The organism is Vibrio sp. KUL80 (assembly GCF_059725495.1).
On sequence record NZ_AP045842.1, the window covers coordinates 1318031 to 1344038 of the forward strand.

The window sequence follows — 26008 nt, forward strand, 5'->3', positions numbered from 1 at the left end:
GAATGCCTAGCGGAGCCAAAGAGCTCCGCTTTTAACAGGTCATTGAAAAAGGTAGGCTGGTCGCGCGATTCATATCACTAAGGTCATCTTCAGTGATGTATTTTTTGGCGACGACATTACCGGCAACGACTAGGTGTGAGATGTAGTCACGGCACGACGTAGTAGGCATATTGCTCCACATGAAGTCGGCTTTGGTTGCGTCTGAGAACTCGATATTCAGAACAATCGCTTGCTCTTCATAGCGCATATCATAAACATTAATTTCATACTGCTGCATACCACTGTCCCCCAAAACTTTCATTAACTGTTATTCAAGGCTAACCACACGTTTGAGTGCAGGGAACGCAGATGAATAGCATGTTATTCAAAATCTCATCATTGCAACATAATCTTGTTTTTGTGTAACAGTTAAATTACACGTTGTTCGTACGGTAAACTTTGAAGCAGTTCAAATAGTCTAATTTGTATGACGTTCAAACCAAATTTATGGAATGTTGATCGCATAAAGCGGAACACAAATGGCGGGTTTTGCTAAGTTTTTTGAAATTATGGATAGATGTGAGCCCATATTCAAGACTGGTAGCATGGGCTCAGTATGATTAGTTCAAGATAAGTCGTGCGTTGAGTTCTTGAGTTGGTCTTGCATTATCACCCATGGTGTTTGATAGGCGCTTTAGCTGATTCTTTGGAATAAATTGAGGCTCTTGGAGTACGATCCATCGTACGCCTTCACTGCAAGGTGGCGTTGTAAGCGAGCCATTGTAGCGATAATAGTCTTTTACTCTAGGGAGTAGTTGCTCAAGCCCGATATCGGATTCCGCATTTATCTTCTCTCCAGCGGCAGGTAAGGTTTTCAGGATACCGGCCAGCTCATCACTTTCACGTTCTCCGTCTTTATACATCACTGCAACAACGGCTAACTGTCCCTTCTGGTTAGCATGAACAAAATGTGCCTCTAGAGGGGCTGATTTGCCATTGATAGTGTTTTCTGATGGTGTGTGGAAGTGGAACTGTTTGAGTTCAAAATCTTGACCGTCTAGGTGCAGAGAATTACTACCCGTGACATTAACTTGGACTGTGTGACCATTATTAATAATCTGATCTACTCGTCCATTGTAGTCAAAGCTCAGTGGTGCCTTTTTCGCCTGAGTGAGTTGGTTGGTTTGAATATCAACTGGGCTCTGGTTGTGCCCTTTGGCACAAGTGGCGCTTATCTTCCCCCATGTCGCAGGGCCATCGCCCTCACCATATCCCCATTCCGCTGAATAAGCCGGTGCAGTGATCGAGACTGCTGTGCCGATGACCAATGCAAGCTTCATTGCTGTATTCATAATTATCCTTAGTTTACTGACGTTTGCGAAAGCGGACGCTTTCGGCGACTAGATTAGGGCAAAACCATTTGATCCAATCAGTTGCATACTTAGTTTGCGATTTTACTCGAGAAGAAAGTTTCGAATTTTCATCGAATTGACTTCGCTGCGGTAGGAGTATCACGCCCTATGAGAGCGTTGGTTCACGTTTTTGAAGCTCGTAATGACATGAGTTAATAAAATTAATACAATGCGTATACAAATATTTCTCATTTGCAGTTAGATTTATCTGCGTCAACCATAAGATGATGAGTAGTTATGTTTTCACTTAAGCAGGCGAGCTTCCATATTGGCTCGCTTGAGATTCTATCGCCATTTGACTTGGAGTTTGTTCCGGGACAAGTCACCGCTTTGCTTGGGCATAATGGCAGTGGTAAATCGAGCCTAATCAAACTTCTTAGCCGTCAGAATCAAGTCTCTTCTGGGAGTGTTTTGTTGGATGAAAGGCCACTTGATAGTTACGTAGCAAAAGAGTACGCCAAAAAAGTTGCCTACCTGCCTCAGCATCCGCCTATCACAGATGGGGTTACTGTTCGCGAACTGGTTATGTTCGGTCGTTACCCTTGGAAAGGCGTGTTGGGGCGATATACCCGAGAAGATTACAAACTGGTGGATGAAGCGATCGAAAGGGTTGGGCTAACCGCATTTACACAGCGGTTTGTTAGCACCTTGTCAGGAGGGGAGCGTCAAAGAGCATGGGTAGCAATGCTCTTAGCGCAGCAAAGTGAATGTATCTTGCTTGATGAACCGACGTCAGCCCTAGATGTCGCTCACCAATATGAGCTGCTCAAGTTAATACGAGAGCTTAATCAAAGCCTCAACCTAACGGTAATCATGGTCATCCATGACGTTAATATGGCTGCCAGATTCAGCGACAGGTTGGTTGCTCTTAAAGGCGGGAAAATTATCGCCGACGGCACACCAGAACGTGTGATGAACGAAGCCTCGCTGACCGAAATCTATGGTATGCCGCTGTCCACTTTCACAGACCCTAGCACTCAGCATGTCATCAGCTACGTTAGATAATCGATAAAAGGATCATTATTGTGTTTAACAGATTTAAAACCACGCACTTCACTGTTGTATTAGTCAGTCTATTGGTGTGTTTACCATCATTCGCTGCATCAGCAAAAACGTACCAACACGAGTTAGGAACTGTTGAGATAAACGAAGCGCCGAAGCGTGTGGTTGTGTTGGATTGGGCTCTTGCAGAGTCAGTGCTTGCACTCGGTGTGACTCCTATCGCTTCCGCTGATGTAAAAGGCTATCAGGATTGGGTTGGGTCACCAACAATGCCAAGTGAGGTGACCGATGTTGGATCACGTCGCGAGCCAAACCTAGAGTTGATAGCAAGCTTGAAGCCCGACTTGATTTTGATGAGCGGACATTTGGCTCCGGCCTATGAAAAGCTGAATGCAATCGCACCGACACTGGTAATGAGCATTTATAATGACAAGAAACAGCCTTATCAAAATGCGAAAACACTTGTGACAACCCTCGGAGAAGTGTTCGACCGACCAGGGCAAGCACAGCAGCTTGTCGATGAAACCAATCAGAAGCTGGCTCAAAATGGCGAGCAGGTAGCAAAAATGACCAATGGCAAGCCATTTATTATGGTGCGTTTTATTGGAGACAAGCACATTCGTGTTCACAGCACGGGTTCTCTAATGAATGACACTATTTCTGCTATGTCTCTGAAAAACAGTTGGCAAGGACCGACTAACAGCTGGGGATTCTCTTCCGCAAGCGTTGAGCAGCTTGCCCAGTACCAAGATAGTAATGTGCTTATTTTTGGTCCACTATCGGATGCCGAACAAGCACAGCTTAATGGCTCGCCTTTATGGGCAGCGATGGCGTTTTCGCGAGAAAACAGAGTTAAGATCGTACCTAAAGTATGGACGTTTGGTAGCTTGGTCGCGATGCAGCGTTTGAGCGATGAAGTCGTCAAACAGGTTTCAACACTGGGTAAGCAGTAGGTTCTTCATGCAGTTAACAACCCACCGCGGTGCAGCGCCATTTGGTAAAATGGCGCTGTTTGTTTTTATTAGTGCGCTCGCACTCGTCTGGCTTTTTCAAAATGCGGTGCCATATCACCTGTCATTCTCTGAATGGCAAACGTACTTTTTAAGTCGAGATGACAGTGATTATCGTCAGCTCATTTTGCACTTTACCTTTTTTCCACGTCTAGGTATGGCGCTGCTGTGTGGTGCTGCTCTGGCGATTGCTGGTTGTTTGATGCAGCATTTGCTACAAAACCCACTCGCCTCACCAACGACACTGGGTGTTGCAGCCGGTGCCGAACTCGGCATGACAACCAGTCTGCTTGCAGGTGTCGCTGGGGGAAGCTTGATTCAATATGCTTACGCGTTTGGCGGAGGCATGCTTGCAGCAAGTTTGGTTTTCTTGCTTACTGCCAAACGAGGGTTCGCACCGCTTCAGATGGTTTTAGCGGGTATGGTTGTCACCCTGTTCATAGGAGCGACCAACATGATGTTAGTCATGCTAAACGAACAGCAGCTTACGAGTTTGTTTGTATGGGGGGCTGGCGCTCTCGCTCAGCAAGGTTGGGAAAACGCTCATTTGCTTTTTGGGGTGCTGGCGGTTGTGCTCGGCTTGGTCATGGTGATGCTACGACCATTGTCAGCACTGGAGTTAGGTAGCGAGGTCGCAGAGTCGGCTGGGGTCAATGTTGCTAGAGTTCGTGCTTTTGGGCTAGGGCTTTCGGTTGTTATTACTTCTGTCGTCGTCGCGACAGTTGGCGTTATAGGTTTTGTCGGTCTAGTCGCACCAACCATTGCAAAAATGTTGGGCGCGAGAAAATTTGCTCAGCGCGTATTGCTAAGTGGCGTGGTAGGAGCGCTGCTTCTATTGACCGCTGACTTGATCATTCAGCCATTTTCCGGTGTTTCTAGCGAACTATTGCCTACGGGCGCAATGACGGCCTTGTTTGGCGCGCCTTGCTTGCTCTGGCTGTTAACCAAACAAAAGTTTGCATCTAGCTTCAAAGCGGAAGAAGTCGCTAACAAAGTCTATCACCCTAAATCTTTTGCCTTAGTGTCGCTCATCTTAGCTACGTTACTCGTCGTTGCAACAGCACTGGCAGTTCTTTTGGGGCGCACACAAGTTGGTTGGGGCTTTAGCGGCGACCTGAGTATTCTAGATCTGCGTATGCCTCGTGTACTCGGCGCGATCTTCGCAGGCTGCGGACTGGCACTTGCGGGTACCATGGTGCAGCGCATTACTGTGAACCCAATGGCAAGCCCTGAGGTGATGGGTATCAGCTCTGGTGCTGCACTCGCACTTGTATTGTGTGCTTGGTTTGGCTTCACACCAACTCGAATCGAACAGATTGTTTACGGTGGGGTCGGTGCCGCTCTGGTCATGATAGTCATCCTGCAGTTTAGCAAGCGCTCAAACTATGCACCGTCGCAATTACTGCTTACGGGAATAGCGGTAAGTGCTGGGCTCGATGCAATACTTCGAGTTGCGTTATCGTCAGGGCAAGATAACATGCAAGCATTGCTAACTTGGCTGTCTGGCTCTACCTACTTGGCAAGCTACAATGATGTATTCGCTCTAGGGCTAGGTATTGTCGTGTTTGGTGGGGCGACATACGCTGCTAGCCGATGGTTAGATATCTTGAATCTGGGGCAGGTATCCGCTGTTTCAGTTGGCGTGAATACCAAGCAAACGCGTCTTTTCTTACTTGTGATGGCATCTTTGCTAACAGCCCTCTCTACGCTTGTGATTGGACCGCTTAGCTTTGTGGGTCTTTTGGCGCCGCATATTGCAAGAGCGCTTGGACAATACAAAGCAAAAAACCAGCTGGTCGTTGCCTGCTTGGTTGGTTCCATCTTGATGGTGAGTGCAGACTGGTTAGGAAGGACGATTTGGTTTCCGTGGCAGTTTCCTGCGGGACTAATGGCTTCCGTTATTGGCGGCGCTTATTTCCTTCTTCTGCTTAGGAAGGGGAGCTAAAACAAAAATGGCGCTGATTAGCGCCATTCTCTATTTCATTGAGATCTAGTTGCGTTTAGGTCCATTGCGAACCAAGTCTTTACCATTTTCATAGACGTCTTGAGATACCCAGCGTCCAAGAATAAGCTCATGGTTGTCACTCAGAACGGCAACAAACGGACGACCGTCGGAGTTCGACGTTGCCAGTGCGACCCCTGCGACCCCTTGTAAACCTAAAGCTCCGCTTTCCAAAAGAATCAGAAATTGCTCGAGTTCCTCAAGGGTTTCAATTACTTCGTTATCAATGTTCATCGTTATCTATCACTTGAGTGTTATATTTGGTGGCGTACTCTACCTAAGTTAAACAGAGAAACCAACAATAGGTCTAGAAACTCATGAGAATAAGTGCGAGTCATATCGTCGTCGGTTAAATTGATTCATCGGCAGACTTCTCTGATCAAGGTCTAAAGAGCTAAGACAAACTCGAAATCATTTCTGGTTGAGGGAATATGATATCTGTAATTCTTCGAAGCATCGCTGATTCAGAATAGACCAATAGTTGATACCCGCAATTTTTACAAATGTAGAACTCCTTGATTCCTAGCACCTTCATAAGCTTTTTTCTTCTATGACGTCGTAGCCACGCACCATGTTCACACATGTTTGCTCCGTTTTTTCATTTTAATGTGACATTGGTTCCAAAAATACCACGTGAAATCGAGAGCGATACATATCTTAAAAAGCTGATCTAGACAGGATGATATTAGGTTAACTATTTCTTACAGTTGGTTATCAGCAGTTAAACATCTGACTAGCCCTAATTTGGGTGTTAAAGGTCTCTTGGTCTTAGCTAGAAACATGTTAAAGGGACTGATCTTTGAGTCTTGCCATGTAATAGGTCGAAATATATTCACCGTCTCTAAAAGCAGAGCACAAAGCTTCACCTTCGATTTCAAATCCATACTTTGAATAGAGGGCAATCGCAGCTTTATTGTCGGTATTCACTTCAATCTGAATCCGCATTAGGTTAAGCCAGTTGTCGGCTAAATCGATAACCGTTTCGATCAGTTGGCTACCAATACCCATATCATGATAGTTATCGTGAACCGCAATCCCAAAGGTTGCCGTATGCATAGTGCGAGGACGCTGAGAGTGAGTCAGTGCTATATTGCCAACGATTTTTCCGTCGAGCTCAGCAACAAAGGTATAGACACCAGTGGGAATATTGCTAAGTCGCTCTTGCCACATCTTTAGCGATGAGTGAGGCAGATGCAGAGTTTCCCTCTGAGCCTTAGGTTGTGAAAATAGTTCGCATAAACCTGCGGCATCTTTTTCTTCCGTTGGTCGAATATTGACGTTCATCGAAGTCTCCGTTATGACAAGTTATTGCGTCAAAAAAGTAAAGTATCTTTGCTATATAACTAATTGAATTAGCGAGTGTTAGCAAGGCAATTCTATTCGTTCCATGCTAGTGTCTTGATTCAAATGTAATAGAAACGAGTGCATGGTCTGAGGCGACGTCATCAATACCAAATCTCGGGTCGACAATATGCTTGTCGGTGATGGTATATTCGGTTAGCTCATAGAGCGAATGATCATATTCTGGTGCAAACTCACTGGATACTAGAATGTGGTCAATTCGATTCCCTTTCTCTCCATAATAATGGGTAACGGGCGCTTTGATTTGGTCTTGAGGGCGGATGGGCTCGCCATGTCGCATAAGCGTCCAAGTATCATAAAAGTGGTAAGGGGAAATAAAGTACCGAGACTCTTTACGTCGTTGTCGATGCCTAGAATGAAAAGGGTTAAACTCACTGGCACTCAATACGTTGTTGAAGTCACCTAACAGAATAACGGGACGCTGACTCCTGCTTTTATTCTCAATGAGCGTCTTATGTAGAGATAACGCTTCTTGTTGCCTTAATTGCTCGGAAAGGGCCACACCGTGCAACTCATCTAACCAAAGTTTGACCTCATCAGTGTTGTCGTCTTGTTCACCAAGAATGGCTCTTTTAGATTTAAGGTGAACATTGATAAGGTCGATCTCCCCCAGACCTTCCGCCATTAATGTCACGTGAAGTGGCGGACGGCTATAGTCACCTGAGAATAACTCAGACATAATTAAGTTGGGGTGTCTTTTTAACGGGTGTTTAGACGCGAACGCTAACGCCGGATTGGAATAGATGTAATCTGCTTCGATAGTGGGTTGTTGGTTATACTCAAAATATGGGTAACCAAGAGCTAAGGTGAGCGAACGCAGCGCTTCAATAGAAAATACTTCTTGGAACGCGATAACGTCACTGTCGAGCGATGTTAAGGTTTTTGAGAGCCAGCTTGTTTTTTGAGCCCATTGCTTCGCATCATAGATGTTATCCATCTCATAAAATGCAAACGGTGGCTCTACAAAATTGCACAGGTTGCACGTAGTGACTTTCAATTTATTTATTTGTGTCAAAGTATTAGACTCCATGACAGCTTATGTCTAACCCAAGTCGCTGTGGTTAAGGATGAGCATATAAAAATAACGCATTCAAAGGAATAACAATGTCTCAACAGCAAACCGAACCAGCTTGGCGAACGCCCAAAAATTTCCTCATCATCATATCGATTATAGTGCCCATCGCTTTTTCAAGTTGGATGGCGCTGCTTAATAACTTTGTCATTGAGAAAGCCAATTTCGACGGTTCGGATATTGGTTTATTACAAAGTGTGCGTGAGATACCTGGCTTCTTGGCGTTTACTACGGTGTTTGTGCTTTTGTTCATTCGAGAACAAAAATTCATGATCGTATCTTTGCTTTTACTTACCGCAGGCACAGCGATTACGGGACTTTTCCCATCGGTTGCTGGGCTACTGATTACGACGCTTATTATGTCGACCGGTTTTCACTATTTTGAAACCTTGAAACAGTCGTTGTCACTGCAATGGTTGACTAAAGAAGAAGCGCCAGAGGTACTGGGTAAGCTCATCTCCGTTGGAGCGTTGGCATCACTGCTGACTTACGCTGGGCTTTGGGTCATGGTTGAAATATTTAAGCTCGATTACGCATGGGTTTACGGTATCTCCGGTGGTATTGGATTTATTCTGGTTCTGTTTATTGCCTTCGCTTTTCCTCAGTTTAAGACAGACACACCACAAACTAAAAAGTTGGTGCTTAAGAAGCGTTATTGGCTGTATTACGCGCTGACCTTTATGAGTGGTGCTAGACGTCAGATTTTTACCGTTTTTGCTGGCTTTTTGATGGTAGAAAAGTTTGGGTACAGCGTATCCGATATCACACTACTATTTTTGATTAACTACCTATTTAACTTCCTGTTTGCGAAGAAGATTGGTCGATTTATTGGCGTTGTGGGTGAGCGTAAGGCGCTGATCGTTGAGTATGTTGGGCTGATTTTCGTGTTTGTTGGATACGGTTTGGTGCAAACAGCGGAATGGGCTGCTGCGCTGTATGTCATCGATCATCTTTTCTTTGCACTAGCACTGGCAATTAAAACCTATTTCCAGAAGATAGCTGACCCTGCGGATATGGCTTCGACGGCGGGCGTGTCATTTACGATTAACCATATTGCGGCAGTTGTGATCCCAGTGACGTTTGGCTTTATTTGGTTGATTTCGCCTTCTAGTGTGTTTTATATCGGTGCGGCGATGGCGGCAGTGTCATTGTTATTGTCGTTGAATATTCCGAAGAAGCCGGAAGAGGGGAATGAGGTTAGGGTGTTGAAGTGGAGTTGAGTTTTTTTGGGCTAATCACTGGTTGATAGTTCACCGCATAGTACCCCCTCTAGCTCCTGTCTCTTGATCACAAGTCTGGATCAAGAGACTTTGCTAGATCATACCCCTCAACAATATCTTGCAGTCTAAACCAACCTTCCCAGAGTCGTTCCCATCCAACTCGGCCAGTTCGCTTGGTGTCATGCCAGTTGGCCAGTTTCCCTAGATTTAGGTATGCCCAGTGTAAGTGTGGTGGCTTCTTTGGGAGATGTTTCTTCTCTCTTTTTTAACCAAAGTAATTTCCAAGCCTTGGGGCTTAGTATCTGTTCGCAACTCACTTTCTTAGCTCTATCTTTATCTAAACCCAAGTATCGAAGTTGCTGAATTCGGCATGCTATAAAGCTAAGTAAAACAATCATTTTCTCTAGATTGGCTCTGCTTTGCATACGTAGGTTTTCAACTTGAGTTCCCCCTGTCTTCCACGACTTATGGAAGTCTTCAATTAACCAGCGTCGCTCGTAATATTCTAGGATGGTGATGGCTTGTTTTTTGGTTTTCACTGGCTCAGAAGTCAGAATATGCCAGCACAACCCTTTGCTATTACCTTGCTCAACACAACTCACGTAATTAAGTTGAACCGGCTCTCCCTTCTTGGCCGATGGAACTTTGAGCGTCACAGATGCATAGCGAATATCACATATCGCTTCTCGTGCTTTTCGCCCACCTCTCTGCATCACTGGAACCGTTCGCTCTCCTGCACTTTTAAGCGAAGAACCGAAAGAGTAGAGTTTATCGTCTGACTCCTCTATACAACGAGTTTGCATGGAACGAACAATAAATCTTTGATTATTTTCTGTTTTATACGTCAGGTACTCATACAGATCTGCTTCTCTATCACAGACAGAAATGACGTGCTCCATTGTATCGCCCAGTCGTTCTGCTACTTTGCGAGAGGCTTGTTCCCATTTATAGCTTTCTTTCTCTTTATATGGACGCTTGGGCTGCGTTTCACTTTTTCCTTTCTCAGCTATATTTCGGGTCCAGCGGTACTGTTCAATCAAACCCACAACATGGTGTTGCTTAGGAGAAAAAAGCAACACTGAGTGAGCTTGAAAACCTTTCGATTTCTCGTAACGAGTCGTGTGCCCTAGCTCTTTGGATACAGTTTTGTGGGTAAAGCTTAACGAGGTTGTGTCTTCAAGGGCAAGCAATGTCCCTAAGCCTTTCGCAGACTCAGCAGTTGTAGAGAACCCCGCTTCTGCAATGTCGTCTGCTTTGATATCTTCGTTTCGAATGAACCGATAAGCGGCTTCAATATCGGCTGGATTGGAGAGAGATTGCAACACAGATTTACCTATATGGCTGGCTATTGAGCTCGCAAGAGAAACAAGTCGACGGGTACGTCGTGGGTCACCAAGCTGAGCATCATTAAAAGTGGCTTTGGCCCATTTTGCAGTATCTGTGATGAACATGTCGATATCCGTGTTGTTTTAGATATCGTTTAGATCGCAGTTAAATCAATAAGTTTAATAAAATAGCGCAAGGATTAACCTTGCGCTATTTGTGTATGAAAGACAGCTCTAGCTCTAATGCCGATCAGTTAAACATTAATCGGCAGATCAATTGAATGATCCCTCCAGTGTGTAAAAATCCGATAGACCCTGTTTATCGGATTTTTTTATGCACGTTTCTCAAGCCCTCGATATCATAAATAACTACAAACCGAATCAAGTCGAAACTCTCGCAGACCTCCTACCGATTGAGCTAATCAAAGATGCCTATGAGCTGACAGACACAGTCACTCTTAGAAAGCGAAAACTGACTTTGGAATCGATGGCATGGCTTTTGGTCGGAATGGCTATTTATAACGACAAATCTATGGCTGATATCGCCAATATGCTTGATATTGTCGACCGTTCAGGTAAACCGTTTGTTGCCCCGAGTGCATTGACACAGCGTAGAAAAAATCTCGGTGAATCCGCGGCTAAAGCCCTATTTAAGTGTACGCAAAGGCATTGGTTTGAGCATGCAAGACTACCCAACTGGAACGGACTCACACTGCTTGGTGTTGATGGGGTTTTGTGGCGAACAGAAGATACTAATGATAACGCCGAGGCTTTTGCAAAGCCTACCAATCGTGATGGTAAAGAAACACAGTACCCTCAGCTACGTATGGTGTGCCAGATGGAACTAAGCAGTCATCTAATAACAGGCAGCGCTTTCGGCTGTTATACCGTGAATGAAATGACGCTGGCCGAGCAACTAATAGAAACGACTCCCGATAACAGTCTAACCCTTTTCGATAAAGGCTTTTACTCTCTTGGGTTACTTCAAGAGTGGAGCGCTAAAGGTGTAAATCGACATTGGCTCATCCCAATGAAAAAGGGATTAAATTACGAAGTCGTTCAGTCCCTTGGTCGACAAGATAAACTCATTAAACTGAAGAGTAATCCGCAAGCTCGCAAGAAATGGCCAACGCTAGAACGAGAAGTTGTTGTCCGTCTAATCACGAAGGTCAAGAATGGCAAGTCATATGATGTTCTTACCTCAATGACCGACCCGATGCTTTACCCAAAGTCAGACATAGTTGGTCTTTATGGATACCGCTGGGAAATTGAGCTCGGATACAGAGAACAAAAACAATATATGCTTGGCAACCGACTTACACTAAGAAGTCGACTTCCAGAATTAGTGAAGCAGGAGCTATGGGGGATCTTGCTAACGTATAACTTGGTCAGGTATCAAATGGTTCAAATGTGTCACACGTTGAATGGAGATTACCTGCCATACCAACTAAGCTTCAACGGTGCATTAGCCCATATTATGCGCTTACTAGTAGGCCTTCCATATTCGTCACCAGGAGCAATACCTAGGCAACTCCAGAACTTTTACTCAATAAGCGAGAGTTTAATATTAGAGCCAAGACGGGAAAGATCCTTCCCTAGAGTAGTGAAGAAAAAACCATGCCGATACCCTAGAAAAAACAATGCCGCTCACCTTAAGTGAACGGCATTACAGCTCTAGCTCCCCCTATTTTAGGGGGAGAACAGCAGGCTAGCTCCTAGCGTCGCATCGCCTGTGATTGGTTGGCGATGCGTAGCGAGCACTAAGCTCCTCCCCTAGTTAGGGGAGGCTGGGAGGGGTAAATGCGCGAGACTAACAGCAAACGCCCATCTCCCCAATTACCCATTAAACATCAAACCTATCCGCGTTCATCACCTTGACCCAAGCAGAGACAAAGTCACAGACGAAGGTTTCGTAGAATATTCCGAAGAAGCCGGAAGAGGGGAATGAGGTTAGGGTGTTGAAGTGGAGTTGAGTTCTTTTGGGTTAATCACTGGTTGATAGTTCACCGCATAGTACCCCCTCTAGCTCCCCCTAGATTAGGGGGAGAACAGCAGGCTAGCTCCTAGCGTCACATCGCCTGTGATTTGTTGGCGATGCGCAGCGAGCACTAGGCTCCTCCCCTAGTTAGGGGAGGCTGGGAGGGGTAAATGCGCGAGACTAACAGCAAACGCCCATCTCCCCAATTACCCATTAAACATCAAACCTATCCGCGTTCATCACCTTGACCCAAGCAGAGACAAAGTCACAAACAAACTTCTCATTGGCATCATCACACGCATACACTTCAGCCAGTGCACGCAGTTGTGAGTTAGAGCCAAACACAAGATCAGCACGTTTCGCCTTCCATTTCTGGCTGCCAGACGCACGGTCAAAGCCACCAAACTCAGTCGCGTCCTCGTTGGTCGGACGCCATTCTGTGCCCATATCCGTCAAGTTAACGAAGAAGTCGTTGGTTAGCTGGCCTTTGCGGTCAGTAAGCACACCAAAGTCACTGTCACCATAGTTTGCACCCAGGACGCGCAGTCCACCGATCAACACGGTCATTTCTGGCGCAGTTAGCGTTAGTAGTTGAGCTTTATCTAGCAATAGCTCTTCTTCAGACACACTAAATGCTTTCTGACTGTAGTTTCTAAAACCATCAACAAGTGGCTCAAGTACAGCAAATGATTCAGCATCAGTTTGAGATTCCAGTGCGTCAGTTCGACCCGCAGAGAAAGGCACATCGACAGAAACACCTGCATCTTTTGCTGCTTTTTCAATCGCAGCGTTACCACCTAAGACGATCAGGTCAGCAATAGAAACTGGCGTACCAAAATCAGCTTGGATACGCTCATAGACTTCCAATACACGACCGAGTTGCTCAGGCTGGTTTACATCCCAATTGCGTTGTGGAGCAAGACGAATACGCGCACCGTTTGCGCCGCCGCGATAGTCAGAACCGCGGAACGTCGAGGCCGATGACCAAGCCGTGTAGACCAGTTCAGAAACCGTGAGTCCAGAGGCCAAAATGCATGCTTTCAGTGTCGCTGCATCTTCTGAGCTAATAGGCGCAGATGTAGCGGCTGGAACTGGATCTTGCCAGATCAAATCTTCAGCAGGAACTTCCTCACCTAGGTAGCGCGCTTTTGGACCCATGTCGCGGTGGGTTAGCTTGAACCAAGCGCGTGCAAAGGCATCAGCAAACTCATCTGGGTTTTGATGGAAACGTTTAGAGATCTCACCGTAGATCGGATCCATGCGCATCGCCATATCAGCGGTTGTCATGATGGTTGTGACACGTTGAGAAGGATCGTGTGCTTTTGGAGCCATATGCTCCTCAGGAACACCGACAGGTACCCATTGCCATGCACCTGCTGGACTCTTCACCAAGTCCCAATCGTAGCCAAATAGCATGTCGAAGTAGCCGTTATCCCATTGGATAGGGTTTGGTGTCCATGCACCTTCGATGCCGCTGGTGGTCGTATCGTCGCCTTTACCGCTACCAAAACCATTACGCCAACCAAAGCCCATCTCTTCGATAGGAGCCGCTTCCGGCTCTGGACCCATTAGCTCAGGGTCACCCGCACCGTGTGTTTTACCAAAAGTATGACCGCCAGCGACCAGAGCTACGGTTTCTTCGTCATTCATACCCATACGTGCGAAGGTTTCACGAATGTCGCGACCTGATGCAAGTACGCTTGGATCGCCGTTGGGACCCTCTGGGTTTACATAGATAAGACCCATTTGTACTGCAGCAAGTGGGCTTTCTAGCTCCCGGTCACCAGAGTAACGCTTGTCACCCAGCCATTCGCTTTCCATACCCCAATACACATCTTCTTCTGGTTCCCAAATGTCTTCACGGCCGCCACCGAAACCAAAGGTTTTTAGGCCCATGGATTCGATAGAAACGTTACCAGTAAGAATAAACAAATCGGCCCAAGAGAGGCTTTGCCCGTATTTTTTCTTCACAGGCCAAAGTAGACGGCGGGCTTTGTCTAGGTTGCCGTTATCTGGCCAGCTATTTAACGGTGCAAAGCGCTGGTTACCAGAGTTACCGCCCCCGCGACCATCGGCAGTACGATAGGTGCCAGCTGCGTGCCATGCCATACGAATCATGAATGGACCATAATGACCGTAGTCGGCTGGCCACCAATCTTTAGAATCGGTCAGCACATGCTCAATGTCTTGTTTAACTTGTTTAAGGTCTAGCTGTTTGAACGCTTCCTTGTAGTTGAAGCTCTCATGGTAAGGGTTACCTTTGCGATCGTTTTGATGAAGGATCTTGATGTTTAGTTGGTTTGGCCACCAATCTAAATTTTGAGTACCACGACCACCAACACGAGTATTACCACCATGCATAACAGGACATTTGCCTTGCGGTGCATTTTTATCACTTTGCATATACGCCTCCGATTTGCGACCAACGCTAAGAATTTCCGTTAAATATAGTCCCAAAGCTGGATTTGGGATGGCTAAATTCACGTCATATTGTATGAATTAACTACTAAATAATATGGTTTTACAGAGGTGGGTATTGATGTGGATCAAAAGTTAAATGAGTACACCTCTCATTTACATTAATTTACAAAGGGTGGCGATTTAGGTGAGAAAAAGACTACAAAACAGTGGGTTAGATTCTGAGTGAAAGTGATGAAAAACAGATATAAAAAGGGATGCCTGCTGAGTGGCATCCCTTTTGGATTCTCATTGAACTTGTTAACGAGTGTTAAGCAACCACAATGAAGAATAGGGTAGTAGCAACAATACCGATAAGCGCATATGGGAACTGCGTCGTTGCGTGTTGCATTGACGTACAACCAGAGCCTTGAGCCGAAAGTACCGTTGAATCACTGAAGAAGCATGAGTGGCTACCTGCCGCCGATGCTGAAAGCATTGCTGCAATCGTAAGGTGTAGCGGCACACCAATCTGCTCTGCTAGTGGCAGGATGATTGGCATGGCAACTGCGAACGTACCCCAAGAAGACGCCGATGCGAATACCAGGCCGCCTGTGACCAGGAAGATCAGAGCAGGGAAGTACTGAGCAGATAGGTACGGGCTGACCGTCTCGATAACGTATTGCGTTAGACCTAGTGAGTCGTTGACACTTTTCAGCATAAAGCCGCCAATAACCGTCGCCAAAGGAAGCAACATTACCTTGATGCCATCATAAACCGCATCAAATAGCTCATTCATCGTTACTAGCTTTTGGAAGCCGTAGAAACAGATGGTGAAGATGATAGCCACAAACACACCGGCAAGTAGATCGATACCAAAGTACCAAGATGCACCGACTAGCACGACCATAGGCAGTAGGAAGTTGATAAGCCCCATTGTTGGATTCGAGTGCGCTTTGATGTCTGAACCAAAATCGATGTCTACAGCACCATCTGGCTTCACTTGACCATTACGTGCACGCTCTTCCGCTTTTTTCATCGCACCTAGGTCTGGCATTTTGCCAATTGCGACTAGGAATACAATACCAAGCGTGACCCAGCCGTAAGCCATATAAGGGATAGCTTGGATGTACGCTGCAATACCTTGACCTGGTTCTGCTACTTCATTGGCTTCTAGAAGGGAGCTGAAAAAGATAGCCCAAGTAGAGATAGGAACTAGGATACAAATCGGAGCCGCTGTTGAGTCTACGAGGTACGCGAGCTTTTCACGTGACACCTTATAGCCATCAGTGATCTTCTTCATTGACGATGAGATCGCAATCGCATTGAGGTAATCATCGATAAAGATCAGGATACCCAAGAAGAAGGTCATCAGCAGCGACTGATTGCGACTCTTAACCTTGTTTACCAGCATGTCACTGAAACTTAAGATACTGCCGCCTTTCTCAAGGATTGCGATTAGACCGCCCATTAGGCCACACACCAAGATGATCCAAGCGATGGTCTCGTTCATCATAACATCCATCGAGATGCCAACGATTTGCTCAACCGCGCTTGTTGGGTCAAGCAGCAGCACCCCAGCAATGGTACCGCTGAACAGCGCTTCGACAGTTCGGTGAGTGGTGAGTGCGAACACAAGAACGAGTGATGTTGGCAGCAGTGCGAGCCAACCATAGCTTTCACCTTCGACATGGTTCAATCCAATTGAAGTAAAGGTAATAAACAGGAAGACAATAGTCAGGCTGACCGCCAAATGTTTACTGCTTATTTTGAGCGGCGCCTCCAGCGCCTTTGTCTGCGTAGTCATAAACTAATTCCTTTCGTTATGCAGAGTGAAGCATCCAGTCGATTTCAAGCGGCGTAATAATGCGCTCAAATTCTGCCAGTTCACTTCGTTTGCAAGCGAGATACATATCAATAAAGTCCTGGGAGAAATACGTGCCTAACTCACTGTTATCGAGTTGAGTCAGGGCATCGGACATGCGTGTTGGCAGGTCGATGGCATTTTCACTTAGGGCTGGTGGACACTGTTCTTGGGTATAGTTATCACTCGCTAATACTGCGGATAGTACTACTGCAGCGAGAATGTAAGGGTTAACATCCGCACCAGCGATGCGGTGTTCAATACGACGGTTTTTACCATCGCTAATCGGTACGCGCAGCGCTACTCCTCGGTGGTTCTCACCCCAATCGGCACGTGTTGGTACATAAGCACCTGGTACAAATCGACGGTAAGAGTTCACGTTCGGGCAGAGAAGTGCCATCGCGTCCGGAATTTGGGACAACATCGCTGCCATTGTTTGGAAGAACAATGGACTTGCTGAGTCATCCTCATTATTAGTAAATAGGTTTTCGCCTTGCTCGTTGATGAGACTGATGTGCATGTGCTGACCGTTTCCAGCTTCTTCGAGGAAAGGTTTCGCCATGAAGGTGGCGTCAAAGCCATGCTTGTGAGCGATCTGTTTGATTAGGCGTTTTGAGAAGACGATTTCATCGCAAACACGTAGTACGTCTTTGGAGTGATTGAAGTTGATTTCGAACTGACCTGGCGCGGATTCAGCAAGTGCACCTGCTGTGTTTAAACCTTGGTCAGCGGCTGCGGCGTTCAGTTCTGATAAGAAGTCGGCATAGTCATCGAGGCCATCGACGTCATAAACCTCGGTGTCACGTTCTCTTTTATTCTTAGTTGGGTTAATGGCGGTTTGCAGTTCACCATTCTCTCCGCGCTCTTTGTCGATAAGATAGAATTCAAGCTCGAGCGCAACGACAGGGAACTGATTTCTAGCGTGTAGGGTATCCACCATACGTTCAACAATATTGCGGATAAATAGACGATGTGGCGTTTTGCCGTCATCTTCCATCATGGAAAGCAATACCTGACCCGTCCCTTCTTTGGCTGTCGGTAGCAGTGTTCCAGAAACAGGGAAACAAAGGTTATCTGGTTCACCGAGGTCTTCACCCAATCCAGCCGATTCAACAACAGCGCCTTTGGTATCTAGAGTAATAGTAGAGAGAGGGAGGGCGACACCTTTAGCGAGCTTCTCAAGCGCGTCTACTGGGATGCGTTTGCCGCGAGGCGTGGCGTTAAGATCGGTAAATATGACGTCTACATACTTAATCTCTGGCCAGTTTTGTCGAAAATTTTTAACTTCCTGTAAATAGGTATCCATCTTAACTACTCCTAGTTACCCTGTCTGACTGACGCTAACGTTGTTGGTGTTTAACAAATTGAACACAATAACCATTAGCAAATGAGGGTTTTTGGCTGAATTGTAAGTTTAAATTATTGTTTTAATTGTATTTTGTTTAATTTGGTAATTATTTCAACCGTGTTAAACGTTAACTAATTTGTAACAGTTGATCGGCTTTTGCTCAATATATCGAGCGAAATAAGTGCTTTTTTTGACCAAAATAGAGATCAAAATCACGATTTGGCATCTATTTTGAACACCAGTGTTGATAATTATGTACGTGGGTTGTACGGTTTTTGTTAAATAAATCGAACGTGAGTGTGACAATGTCTGAGGTAAGAAAACCAATAATAGGACTCGTAAGCTGTAAGAAAGAGCTCGCTGGCTATCAAATACAGGCATTGAATGAGTTCTACCTACAAGCGGTAAAAGATTTCGGTGGTACACCAATCATCTTGCCATCAGCTATAGAAGCGGATGAGTTAGACAGAATACTGGCTGTTTGTGACGGGCTACTGTTTCCGGGAAGTCACTCTAATGTAGCACCACACCGTTATAACGGCAGTCATGAAGAGAAGAAGAAAGATGAAGCGCGTGATGAGCTATCCATTCAACTGATTCGCCGTGCGATTGATATGAACATCCCATGTCTAGGTATTTGTCGCGGCTTCCAAGAAATGAACGTGGCACTGGGTGGTAGCTTAGATCCGGCGGTACATGAATCAGGATATCAAGATCACCGTGAAAACGAGTCGAAAGACTTTACTGAGAAATACGCACCCGCTCACCCAGTATTCGTTGAAGGTGACGGTGTATTTAAAGAGTGGCTGGTGAATGCCAAATGGGAAGATACCAGCAAGTTTGAGGTCAATACCCTTCATAACCAAGGGGTTAAACAGCTCGGTTCAGTACTAAAAGTGGAAGCAAAAGCACCGGATGGTCTTATTGAAGCATTTAGCTTGCCGGGGCAAAAATACTTTGTTGGCGTGCAGTGGCACCCAGAATGGGAAGCAAAAAACAATCATTTCTCACAAATTTTGTTTAAAGAATTTATTATGTCAGCTTCCCAGTAATTTAGAGGCTGAATGCATGGACAACCACCAGATTGGTAAAAATATTGCTCAACTAAGAAAAGAGCGCGGACTTTCACAACGAGAACTGGCAGAGCGAGCAGGCATTACACATAGTGCTATCTCATCCATTGAAAATGCCAAAGTGAGTCCTTCGGTGAGTTCTCTGCAAAAAATAGTGAACGTTTTTTCCTTGTCACTTTCAGAGTTTTTTACTCTGGAGCAGCAAGAAAACAAAGAAGTGAAGGTTGTGATTAAGCCGGAAGACTTGATTGAAATCGGCAGTGAAACGGTATCAATGAAACTGGTCAACAACGGCAGCAACAAACAAGAAATTGGATTTTTGATAGAGGAATACGCTCCAAAAAGCACAACAGGAGCGTCCAATATTAAGCATGACGGAGAGGAAGTCGGCACCGTATTGAGCGGTGAAGTCGAACTAGAGTACAACGGTGAAACCTATCTAATCAAAGAAGGCGAATCCTATGTTATTGACACGACCATCCCACACAAATTTACTAATTACTCCGATAAGGCTTGCAGAATGATAAGTGCTCATACACCAAAAGCATTCTAGCGCCTTGAGGTAACCAAGGAGAGCGTATGAAAACGCAACAACAATGGATTGAACAACGAGAGGCGCAGGTAATTGAACAGCGCGCTTTTCTTAACGGCGAATACACTGCCGCTGTTGATGAAACGACACTTGAAGTGGTCAACCCTGCCACGGATGAGATCATCGCGAACATTGCTCGCTGTAAATCTGCCGACGTCGATCTTGCCGTTGAATACGCGAAAAGAGCCTTTAAAAAGGGCGAATGGAGTCAAAGCTCTCCAGCACACAGAAAATCTATCCTGACCAAGTTTGCTGACCTCATCGACGAGAACGTCGAAGCGTTAGCACTACTTGAAACCCTTGATACGGGTAAACCTATTTCTCATAGTGTCTCAACAGACATCCCAGGCGCTGCTAAGTCCATCCGTTGGTATGCAGAGGCTATCGACAAAGTGTACGGCGAAGTCGCTCCAACCGAGAAAGACGTACACGCGTTCGTGTCTCACCAAGCCATTGGTGTGGTTGCGGCCGTGGTGCCTTGGAACTTCCCATTGTGGATTGGCTGCTGGAAGCTAGGTCCGGCATTGGCAGCTGGGAACAGCGTTATCCTTAAACCGTCTGAAAAGTCTTCGTTGACGGCCATTTTCCTCGGCAAACTCGCCAATGAAGCAGGGATCCCTGCTGGTGTATTCCAAGTGATTACGGGCTTCGGTCATGAAGCCGGCGAAGCGCTAGCTCGTCACGAAGGGGTAGACTGCATTGCGTTTACTGGTTCAACACGTGTTGCGGGCCATCTGATGATCGCGTCGGGTGAAACTAACCTGAAACGAGTGTGGGCGGAAGCTGGCGGTAAGAATGCCAATATCGTATTTGAAGATTACGCTGACCTAGATAGAGCTGCGGCAGAAACAGCGGCGGGATGCTTCTACAACCAAGGTGAAGTCTGCGTTGCCGCTACCCGACTGCTAGTACATGAAAGCATTAAAGACGTGTTCATCGATAAGGTCATCAGTGCCGCTCAAGGCTTTATGCCAAAAGACCCGATGGACCCAACGTCTTCCATGGGTGCGTTAATCGACCGCGAGCATAAAGCGAAAGTACTCGACTATGTAAAGCTGGGCCAAGAAGCCGGCGCTGTGGTTCGCTGCGGCGGTGATGTTGAAGGTCAGGGCGCATTTGTTGAGCCTGTGATCCTAGACAACGTCGATAATAGCATGCGTGTTGCCCAAGAAGAGATATTCGGACCTGTTCTTTGTGTCATTCCATTTAAAACAGAAGAAGAAGCCATTGCCATTGCCAACGACTCTCAGTACGGGCTAGGTGCGGCTTTATGGAGTGATAACGTCAATCGCATACACCGCGTCGCTAAGCAATTAGAGGTGGGATCAGTGTGGGTGAACAACTACAACGAGGGCGATATGACCGTCCCATTTGGTGGATTCAAAATGAGTGGTAACGGACGTGATAAGTCTATCCATGCCATTGAAAAATTTACCGAAACCAAAACGACGTGGATTCGTCTCCAACCTTAAGCCCGAAGCTGTAACAACAAGGAATAGAACTATGAATAAACATACAGATTCATACTACGCTCACTCGATTCAGAATGTAAGTGAGTACTCACAACTACAAGATAATATCGAATGTGATGTTTGCGTGGTTGGTGCAGGTTTCTCGGGACTATCGTCAGCGCTGCATCTTTCTGAAAAAGGCTTCAAAGTCGTCGTATTGGAAAATGCCAAGGTTGGTTTTGGTGCTACAGGTCGCAACGGCGGTCAGATTGTAAATAGTTATAGCCGCGATGTAGATGTCATTGAAAGCCGCTACGGTGAGAAGCAAGCAAAAGCTCTGTGTGACATGATTTTCGAAGGTGGCGACATCATTCGCGGTCTTATTGACAAACACAACATCGATTGTGACTTCAAACAAGGCGGTATGTTCACTGCACTAAACAACAAGCAGATGAAAGGCTTGGAAGAGCATAAGAAACATTGGGAACGCTACGGTAACGATAAGCTAAGCCTACTGGATGCAAGTGAAGTTGAAGCTACGGTCGGTACAAAAGCTTATAAAGGCGCGCTACTCGACATGAGTGGTGGTCACATTCACCCACTAAAACTTGCGCTTGGAGAAGCTGCTGCTATTACAGCTCTCGGTGGTCAAATCTTTGAGCAATCCGGCGTAACTCGCGTGGAGAAAGGCGTAAACCCTGTTGCTCACACAGAAAAAGGCAGCGTAAAAGCGAAGTACATTGTCCTAGCAGGAAATGCGTACTTGGGTGGTTTGGCACCAAACATCAGTAATAAAGCGATTCCTTGTGGTACTCAAGTTGTGGCTACTGAACCGTTATCAGAAGCGATGTTGAAAGATATCCTGCCATCAGATTACTGTGTTGAAGACTGTAACTACTTATTAGATTACTTCCGTCTAAGTGCCGATAAACGCCTGCTATTTGGTGGTGGCGTAGTATACGGCGCACGTGACCCAGAGAACATTGAAGCCTTGATTCGTCCGAAGATGGAAAAGATCTTCCCGCAACTAAAAGGTATCGGCATTGATTACAAGTGGACGGGTAACTTCCTGCTGACTTACTCCCGTATGCCGCAGTTTGGCTCTTTTGCTGACAACATCTACTACCTGCAAGGCTACAGCGGCCATGGTGTGACTTGTACGCACCTTGCAGGAAAACTGCTCGCTGAAGCGCTATCGGGTCACGCTGAACGCTTTGATGCCTTCGCCGACCTTACGCACGTAACCTTCCCTGGCGGTCGCCATTTCGCGATTCCTTTCACGGCGATGGGTGCGGCGTACTATAACTTGCGCGACAAACTCGCAATCTAATCCCAAAAAAATATAAAGACACTACTAGACAAAAAGAAGTGCCTGCAATGACAGGCACTCAGTCAGCCCTAATTGAGAAGAGATAAAGGAAGATCCTATGAGTAAAGTAATCAAATTTGCTGCCCTTCAGTTGACGAAAACTTGGGACCTAGAAGCAAACCTAGAGAAAATTAAAGGTGCGATCCGTGAAGCAGCATCAAATGGTGCCAATGTCATTGTGCCACAGGAGCTCATGGCTGCCCCTTATTTCTGTAAAAAACAAGAATCTAAGTACTTTGAGCTAGCAGAAGAGACAGATAACTGTCGCCTAATCAAAGAACTCAGCGCACTCGCAAAAGAGCTCGATGTAGTGATTCCAGTGAGCTACTTTGAGAAAGCAGGCAACACTTTCTTCAACTCCCTTGTGATGATTGATGCTGATGGTTCGGTACTAGAGAACTATCGCAAGTCTCACATTCCAGATGGCCCTGGTTACAGCGAGAAGTACTACTTTAGCCCTGGCGACACCGGCTTTAAGGTTTGGAAGACTAAGTACGGTACGTTTGGTGCAGGTATTTGTTGGGATCAATGGTTCCCAGAGTTAGCTCGCAGCCTAGTATTGAATGGTGCTGAAGCGATCTTCTATCCAACGGCAATTGGCTCTGAGCCACAAGACCTGACACTTGATTCTCGCGATCACTGGCAACGCACAATGCAAGGTCATTCAGCAGCAAACCTAGTTCCTGTGATTGCGTCGAACCGTGTGGGTGTTGAAGTTGATGACGGCATTGAGACGACTTTTTATGGCTCTTCATTTATCACCGATCACACAGGTGGCAAGCTAGCAGAAGCTCCGCGTGAAGGCGAAGCGATCATCTACGCAGAGATTGATCTTAAAGAGACGACAAAAGCACGTCACGCATGGGGATTGTTCCGCGACCGTCGCCCAGATCTTTATCAAGATGTTCTGAGCCTAGCGAAGTAACGAGGTGACCGATGAAACTCACCACAACACCAAGACAAGATGGGTTCGTATTTCCAGCAGAGTTCGAGCCAATTAGAGAAGTATGGCTAGCTTGGCCTGAGCGCCGCGATAACTGGCGTAACAAAGCCAAGCCCGCTCAGCAAACCTTTGCAGCTGTCGCCAATGCGATTTCTGAGGTCGTGACGGTCTCTATTGCAGTGAGCTCCGCGCAATATGAAACCGCTCGAGCCATGCTGAACAGCTCTGTCAAATTGGTTGAGATGTCGTTTAACGACTCATGGATGCGAGATATTGGTCCAACGGTGGTTGTTAACTCGGCTGGAGAAAGACGCGGAGTGAGCTGGCAGTTCAATGCTTGGGGTGGTGAGTACAACGGTCTTTACGAGGATTGGAGTGATGACGACAAGGTCGCCGCAGCTGTGTGCGATGTAATGGGCATTGACCATTACCGTGCGCCGTTTGTACTAGAGGGCGGAGCGATCCATACCGATGGCGAAGGTACTTTGTATACGACGGAAGAGTGCTTATTGAGTCCGGGTCGAAACCCGAGTCTGTCTAAATCACAAATCGAAGCGCAACTGCGCGAGTATTTGGGTATCGATAAGGTGGTTTGGCTACCAAAAGGCTTATTTAACGATGAGACTGATGGTCACGTAGACAACCTTATCCATGTGGTCGCGCCTGCGAAAGTGGTGCTGAGCTGGACTGATGATCCATTCGATCCTCAATATTCTCTTTCAAGAGAAGCGTTCGCGGCACTAGCTTCACAAACAGATGCAAAAGGTCGCCCGATTGAAGTCATCAAGGTGCCACTACCTGGACCTTTGTTCTACTCTCATGAAGAAGCGAATGGGATTGAATCGAGTGATGGCATGAATCGCCAAGAAGGGGAACGTTTAAGCGCATCGTATGCCAACTTCCTCATGGTGAATGGGCATATTTTCCTGCCATTACTAGATAGCGACTTTGACGACATCGCCAAAGAAATACTCGCAAAAGCATTACCAGATTACCAAATTGTCGGTATTCCGACGCGTGAAGTCCTCCTTGGAGGGGGTAATATTCACTGTATCACGCAGCAGATACCGGCATAGCTTGTCTGCTTATTCAATGAAAACCAGCTAAAAGATTAGCGCCCAGCCCCTCGCTGGGTTGATGAAACATAAGGAATCACCATGCAGCAAATTGATAACAAAAGCCTACTGTCCTTTATGGTGACGGCAGCGGATGACGCTGTTGAAGTAACAAATCCTGCAACGGCAGAGATCGTTGGTTACGCGCCTCGCTCAAGCGAAGCAGAACTGATGGATGCCATTGAGCGCTCACACGTGGCTCAAAAAGAGTGGGCAAAAGTGCCGGCTAAAACTCGAGCTGGTCTGCTGAACCGTTGGTTCCAACTTATTCTAGAAAACAAAGATGACCTTGCTCGAATCATGACGATGGAGCAGGGTAAGCCGTTGGCAGAAGCGGCCGGTGAAGTGCTTTATGGGGCGAGCTTTATTGAATGGTTCGCAGAAGAAGCTAAGCGCACTTATGGCGATACGATTCCGGGGCCAACAGCGGATAAACGTGTCGTCACCATCAAGCAGCCGATTGGTGTGGCTGTTGCTATTACCCCTTGGAACTTCCCAATTGCGATGATCACACGTAAAGCGGGTCCAGCATTGGCAGCAGGTTGTAGCTTTGTGGTGAAACCATCGGATTCTACACCGCTATCAGCATTTGCCGTGGCTGAGCTTGCATATCAAGCGGGTATCCCAAGAGACGCATTACAAGTCGTGTTGGGTGAAAGCTCTCGTAAGATTGGCGCAATCTTTACCTCGCATCCATTGATCAGAAAGCTCTCGTTCACTGGTTCTACTCAGGTAGGCAGCGTATTGATGGCGCAATCGGCGAAAGATGTGAAACGTACTTCTATGGAGCTTGGCGGTAATGCACCGTTCATCGTGTTCGATGATGCTGACATTGATGCCGCGGTACAAGGCGCCATGGCGTCTAAGTTCCGTAACGCTGGACAAACCTGTGTGTGTGCAAACCGCTTTTACGTCCATAGCAATGTCTATGATGAGTTCGTTGCTAAGTTTGATGCTGCGGTACAACAGCTTAAGATTGGTAACGGTCTAGATGAAGGTGTGAACATCGGTCCGGTTATTAACGAAAGTGCAAAAGAAGGTATCCAAGCACTGATCGACCGTGCGGTTGAGCAAGGTGCGACACCAGTAACACCGTTGAAAACTCTAGATGGTCTTTTCATGCAGCCAGTGGTGCTCAAAGATGTTGAGCACAGCATGGATATCGTTCAAGAAGAGATCTTTGGTCCGGTTGCGCCTGTGATTCGCTTCGAGACAGACGAAGAGCTTATCGAGATGGCAAACGACACTATCTATGGTCTAGCGAGCTATTTTTACAGCCAAAACATCCACCGCGTATGGAAAGTCGCAGAAGCACTGGAATACGGCATGGTTGGAATTAACGAAGGCATTATTTCTACTGAGGTTGCACCGTTTGGCGGTGTTAAGCAATCAGGCATTGGACGTGAAGGCGCGAAGCAAGGTATCGACGAGTATATGGACGTGAAATACCTATGTTTTGGTGGCAACTAAGCGATAACTTATCAAGGATTAAAC

General features: G+C 46.4%; 20 protein-coding genes and 1 pseudogene. 12 read left to right on the forward strand and 9 right to left on the reverse strand.

The window, feature by feature from the left end; all coding sequences use genetic code 11:
- Positions 1–31 precede the first annotated feature (31 nt).
- Both AC6I8U_RS22360 and AC6I8U_RS22365 read right to left on the reverse strand, forming a co-directional pair.
- Complete coding sequence (locus AC6I8U_RS22360; RefSeq protein WP_042470728.1) at positions 32–277, reverse strand: hypothetical protein; 246 nt, start codon at positions 275–277, stop codon at positions 32–34.
- Between the two features lie 322 nt (positions 278–599).
- Positions 600–1331 (reverse strand): carbonic anhydrase, encoded by a 732-nt coding sequence (locus tag AC6I8U_RS22365; protein ID WP_498018585.1) that lies wholly within the window; start codon positions 1329–1331, stop codon positions 600–602.
- Between the two features lie 297 nt (positions 1332–1628).
- Between AC6I8U_RS22365 and AC6I8U_RS22370 the strand changes: the two genes are divergently transcribed.
- From AC6I8U_RS22370 to fhuB, 3 genes are read left to right on the forward strand one after another with little or no spacing between them, the layout of a single operon-like run.
- Positions 1629–2396 (forward strand): ABC transporter ATP-binding protein, encoded by a 768-nt coding sequence (locus AC6I8U_RS22370; protein WP_498018586.1) that lies wholly within the window; start codon positions 1629–1631, stop codon positions 2394–2396.
- Between the two features lie 20 nt (positions 2397–2416).
- Positions 2417–3346, forward strand: a complete 930-nt coding sequence (locus AC6I8U_RS22375; RefSeq protein ID WP_498018587.1) for an ABC transporter substrate-binding protein — start codon at positions 2417–2419, stop codon at positions 3344–3346.
- A 7-nt stretch (positions 3347–3353) separates the two neighbouring features.
- The gene (gene fhuB / locus AC6I8U_RS22380) at positions 3354–5348 is read left to right on the forward strand and encodes a Fe(3+)-hydroxamate ABC transporter permease FhuB (RefSeq protein WP_498018588.1); all 1995 of its coding nucleotides are present in this window, start codon (positions 3354–3356) and stop codon (positions 5346–5348) included.
- Between the two features lie 45 nt (positions 5349–5393).
- Here fhuB and AC6I8U_RS22385 read toward each other — a convergent pair whose 3' ends face one another.
- From AC6I8U_RS22385 to AC6I8U_RS22395, 3 genes are all read right to left on the reverse strand, one after another.
- On the reverse strand, positions 5394–5639 hold the full coding sequence (locus AC6I8U_RS22385; RefSeq protein WP_234497327.1) for a hypothetical protein: 246 nt from the start codon (positions 5637–5639) through the stop codon (positions 5394–5396).
- Between the two features lie 549 nt (positions 5640–6188).
- A complete protein-coding gene (locus AC6I8U_RS22390; protein ID WP_498018589.1) occupies positions 6189–6689 on the reverse strand; it encodes a GNAT family N-acetyltransferase in 501 nt (166 codons plus the stop codon).
- 106 nt (positions 6690–6795) lie between these two features.
- Positions 6796–7704 (reverse strand): endonuclease/exonuclease/phosphatase family protein, encoded by a 909-nt coding sequence (locus AC6I8U_RS22395; protein WP_498018590.1) that lies wholly within the window; start codon positions 7702–7704, stop codon positions 6796–6798.
- A gap of 167 nt (positions 7705–7871) precedes the next feature.
- Between AC6I8U_RS22395 and AC6I8U_RS22400 the strand changes: the two genes are divergently transcribed.
- Positions 7872–9059: an MFS transporter gene (locus AC6I8U_RS22400; RefSeq protein ID WP_234497324.1), complete on the forward strand. Its 1188-nt coding sequence runs from the start codon at positions 7872–7874 to the stop codon at positions 9057–9059.
- A 67-nt stretch (positions 9060–9126) separates the two neighbouring features.
- Here AC6I8U_RS22400 and AC6I8U_RS22405 read toward each other — a convergent pair.
- Positions 9127–10510, reverse strand: a pseudogene (locus AC6I8U_RS22405) (IS4 family transposase).
- Between the two features lie 208 nt (positions 10511–10718).
- Between AC6I8U_RS22405 and AC6I8U_RS22410 the strand changes: the two are divergent.
- On the forward strand, positions 10719–12044 hold the full coding sequence (locus tag AC6I8U_RS22410; RefSeq protein WP_498018591.1) for an IS4 family transposase: 1326 nt from the start codon (positions 10719–10721) through the stop codon (positions 12042–12044).
- 531 nt (positions 12045–12575) lie between these two features.
- On the opposite strand, the gene katG is transcribed toward AC6I8U_RS22410, so the two are convergent.
- The 3 genes from katG to AC6I8U_RS22425 form a co-directional block, all read right to left on the reverse strand.
- A complete protein-coding gene (katG, locus tag AC6I8U_RS22415; protein ID WP_498018592.1) occupies positions 12576–14765 on the reverse strand; it encodes a catalase/peroxidase HPI in 2190 nt (729 codons plus the stop codon).
- Positions 14766–15090: 325 nt separating this feature from the next.
- A complete protein-coding gene (locus tag AC6I8U_RS22420; protein ID WP_234497322.1) occupies positions 15091–16566 on the reverse strand; it encodes a Na+/H+ antiporter NhaC family protein in 1476 nt (491 codons plus the stop codon).
- A 16-nt stretch (positions 16567–16582) separates the two neighbouring features.
- Positions 16583–17929, reverse strand: a complete 1347-nt coding sequence (locus AC6I8U_RS22425; protein ID WP_498018593.1) for a glutamine synthetase family protein — start codon at positions 17927–17929, stop codon at positions 16583–16585.
- Between the two features lie 347 nt (positions 17930–18276).
- Between AC6I8U_RS22425 and AC6I8U_RS22430 the strand changes: the two genes are divergently transcribed.
- The 7 genes from AC6I8U_RS22430 (at position 18277) to AC6I8U_RS22460 (ending at position 25984) form a co-directional block, all read left to right on the forward strand.
- Positions 18277–19023, forward strand: a complete 747-nt coding sequence (locus AC6I8U_RS22430) for a gamma-glutamyl-gamma-aminobutyrate hydrolase family protein (protein ID WP_498018594.1) — start codon at positions 18277–18279, stop codon at positions 19021–19023.
- A 16-nt stretch (positions 19024–19039) separates the two neighbouring features.
- Positions 19040–19597 (forward strand): HTH-type transcriptional regulator PuuR, encoded by a 558-nt coding sequence (gene puuR / locus AC6I8U_RS22435; RefSeq protein WP_042470741.1) that lies wholly within the window; start codon positions 19040–19042, stop codon positions 19595–19597.
- Positions 19598–19623: 26 nt separating this feature from the next.
- On the forward strand, positions 19624–21108 hold the full coding sequence (locus AC6I8U_RS22440) for an aldehyde dehydrogenase (protein WP_498018595.1): 1485 nt from the start codon (positions 19624–19626) through the stop codon (positions 21106–21108).
- Positions 21109–21139: 31 nt separating this feature from the next.
- On the forward strand, positions 21140–22417 hold the full coding sequence (locus AC6I8U_RS22445) for an NAD(P)/FAD-dependent oxidoreductase (protein ID WP_498018596.1): 1278 nt from the start codon (positions 21140–21142) through the stop codon (positions 22415–22417).
- 97 nt (positions 22418–22514) lie between these two features.
- Positions 22515–23381, forward strand: a complete 867-nt coding sequence (gene aguB / locus AC6I8U_RS22450; protein ID WP_234497318.1) for an N-carbamoylputrescine amidase — start codon at positions 22515–22517, stop codon at positions 23379–23381.
- 11 nt (positions 23382–23392) lie between these two features.
- Complete coding sequence (gene aguA / locus AC6I8U_RS22455; protein WP_498018597.1) at positions 23393–24475, forward strand: agmatine deiminase; 1083 nt, start codon at positions 23393–23395, stop codon at positions 24473–24475.
- An 81-nt stretch (positions 24476–24556) separates the two neighbouring features.
- Positions 24557–25984 carry an NAD-dependent succinate-semialdehyde dehydrogenase gene (locus tag AC6I8U_RS22460; RefSeq protein WP_498018598.1) on the forward strand — a complete coding sequence of 476 codons (1428 nt, stop codon included), beginning with the start codon at positions 24557–24559 and terminating at the stop codon, positions 25982–25984.
- Positions 25985–26008: the final 24 nt, after the last annotated feature.

Excerpts from the sequence above, each read along its gene's own strand:
- AC6I8U_RS22395 (WP_498018590.1), bottom strand. The coding sequence starts at position 7,704 with ATGGATAACATCTATGATGCGAAGCAATGGGCTCAAAAAACAAGCTGG.
- AC6I8U_RS22460 (WP_498018598.1), top strand. The coding sequence starts at position 24,557 with ATGCAGCAAATTGATAACAAAAGCCTACTGTCCTTTATGGTGACGGCA.
- AC6I8U_RS22440 (WP_498018595.1), top strand. The coding sequence starts at position 19,624 with ATGAAAACGCAACAACAATGGATTGAACAACGAGAGGCGCAGGTAATT.
- fhuB (WP_498018588.1), top strand. The coding sequence starts at position 3,354 with ATGCAGTTAACAACCCACCGCGGTGCAGCGCCATTTGGTAAAATGGCG.
- AC6I8U_RS22430 (WP_498018594.1), top strand. The coding sequence starts at position 18,277 with ATGTCTGAGGTAAGAAAACCAATAATAGGACTCGTAAGCTGTAAGAAA.
- AC6I8U_RS22420 (WP_234497322.1), bottom strand. The coding sequence starts at position 16,566 with ATGACTACGCAGACAAAGGCGCTGGAGGCGCCGCTCAAAATAAGCAGT.
- AC6I8U_RS22370 (WP_498018586.1), top strand. The coding sequence starts at position 1,629 with ATGTTTTCACTTAAGCAGGCGAGCTTCCATATTGGCTCGCTTGAGATT.
- AC6I8U_RS22385 (WP_234497327.1), bottom strand. The coding sequence starts at position 5,639 with ATGAACATTGATAACGAAGTAATTGAAACCCTTGAGGAACTCGAGCAA.
- AC6I8U_RS22360 (WP_042470728.1), bottom strand. The coding sequence starts at position 277 with ATGCAGCAGTATGAAATTAATGTTTATGATATGCGCTATGAAGAGCAA.
- AC6I8U_RS22425 (WP_498018593.1), bottom strand. The coding sequence starts at position 17,929 with ATGGATACCTATTTACAGGAAGTTAAAAATTTTCGACAAAACTGGCCA.
- AC6I8U_RS22445 (WP_498018596.1), top strand. The coding sequence starts at position 21,140 with ATGAATAAACATACAGATTCATACTACGCTCACTCGATTCAGAATGTA.
- AC6I8U_RS22365 (WP_498018585.1), bottom strand. The coding sequence starts at position 1,331 with ATGAATACAGCAATGAAGCTTGCATTGGTCATCGGCACAGCAGTCTCG.
- AC6I8U_RS22400 (WP_234497324.1), top strand. The coding sequence starts at position 7,872 with ATGTCTCAACAGCAAACCGAACCAGCTTGGCGAACGCCCAAAAATTTC.
- katG (WP_498018592.1), bottom strand. The coding sequence starts at position 14,765 with ATGCAAAGTGATAAAAATGCACCGCAAGGCAAATGTCCTGTTATGCAT.
- puuR (WP_042470741.1), top strand. The coding sequence starts at position 19,040 with ATGGACAACCACCAGATTGGTAAAAATATTGCTCAACTAAGAAAAGAG.
- aguB (WP_234497318.1), top strand. The coding sequence starts at position 22,515 with ATGAGTAAAGTAATCAAATTTGCTGCCCTTCAGTTGACGAAAACTTGG.
- AC6I8U_RS22390 (WP_498018589.1), bottom strand. The coding sequence starts at position 6,689 with ATGAACGTCAATATTCGACCAACGGAAGAAAAAGATGCCGCAGGTTTA.
- aguA (WP_498018597.1), top strand. The coding sequence starts at position 23,393 with ATGAAACTCACCACAACACCAAGACAAGATGGGTTCGTATTTCCAGCA.
- AC6I8U_RS22410 (WP_498018591.1), top strand. The coding sequence starts at position 10,719 with ATGCACGTTTCTCAAGCCCTCGATATCATAAATAACTACAAACCGAAT.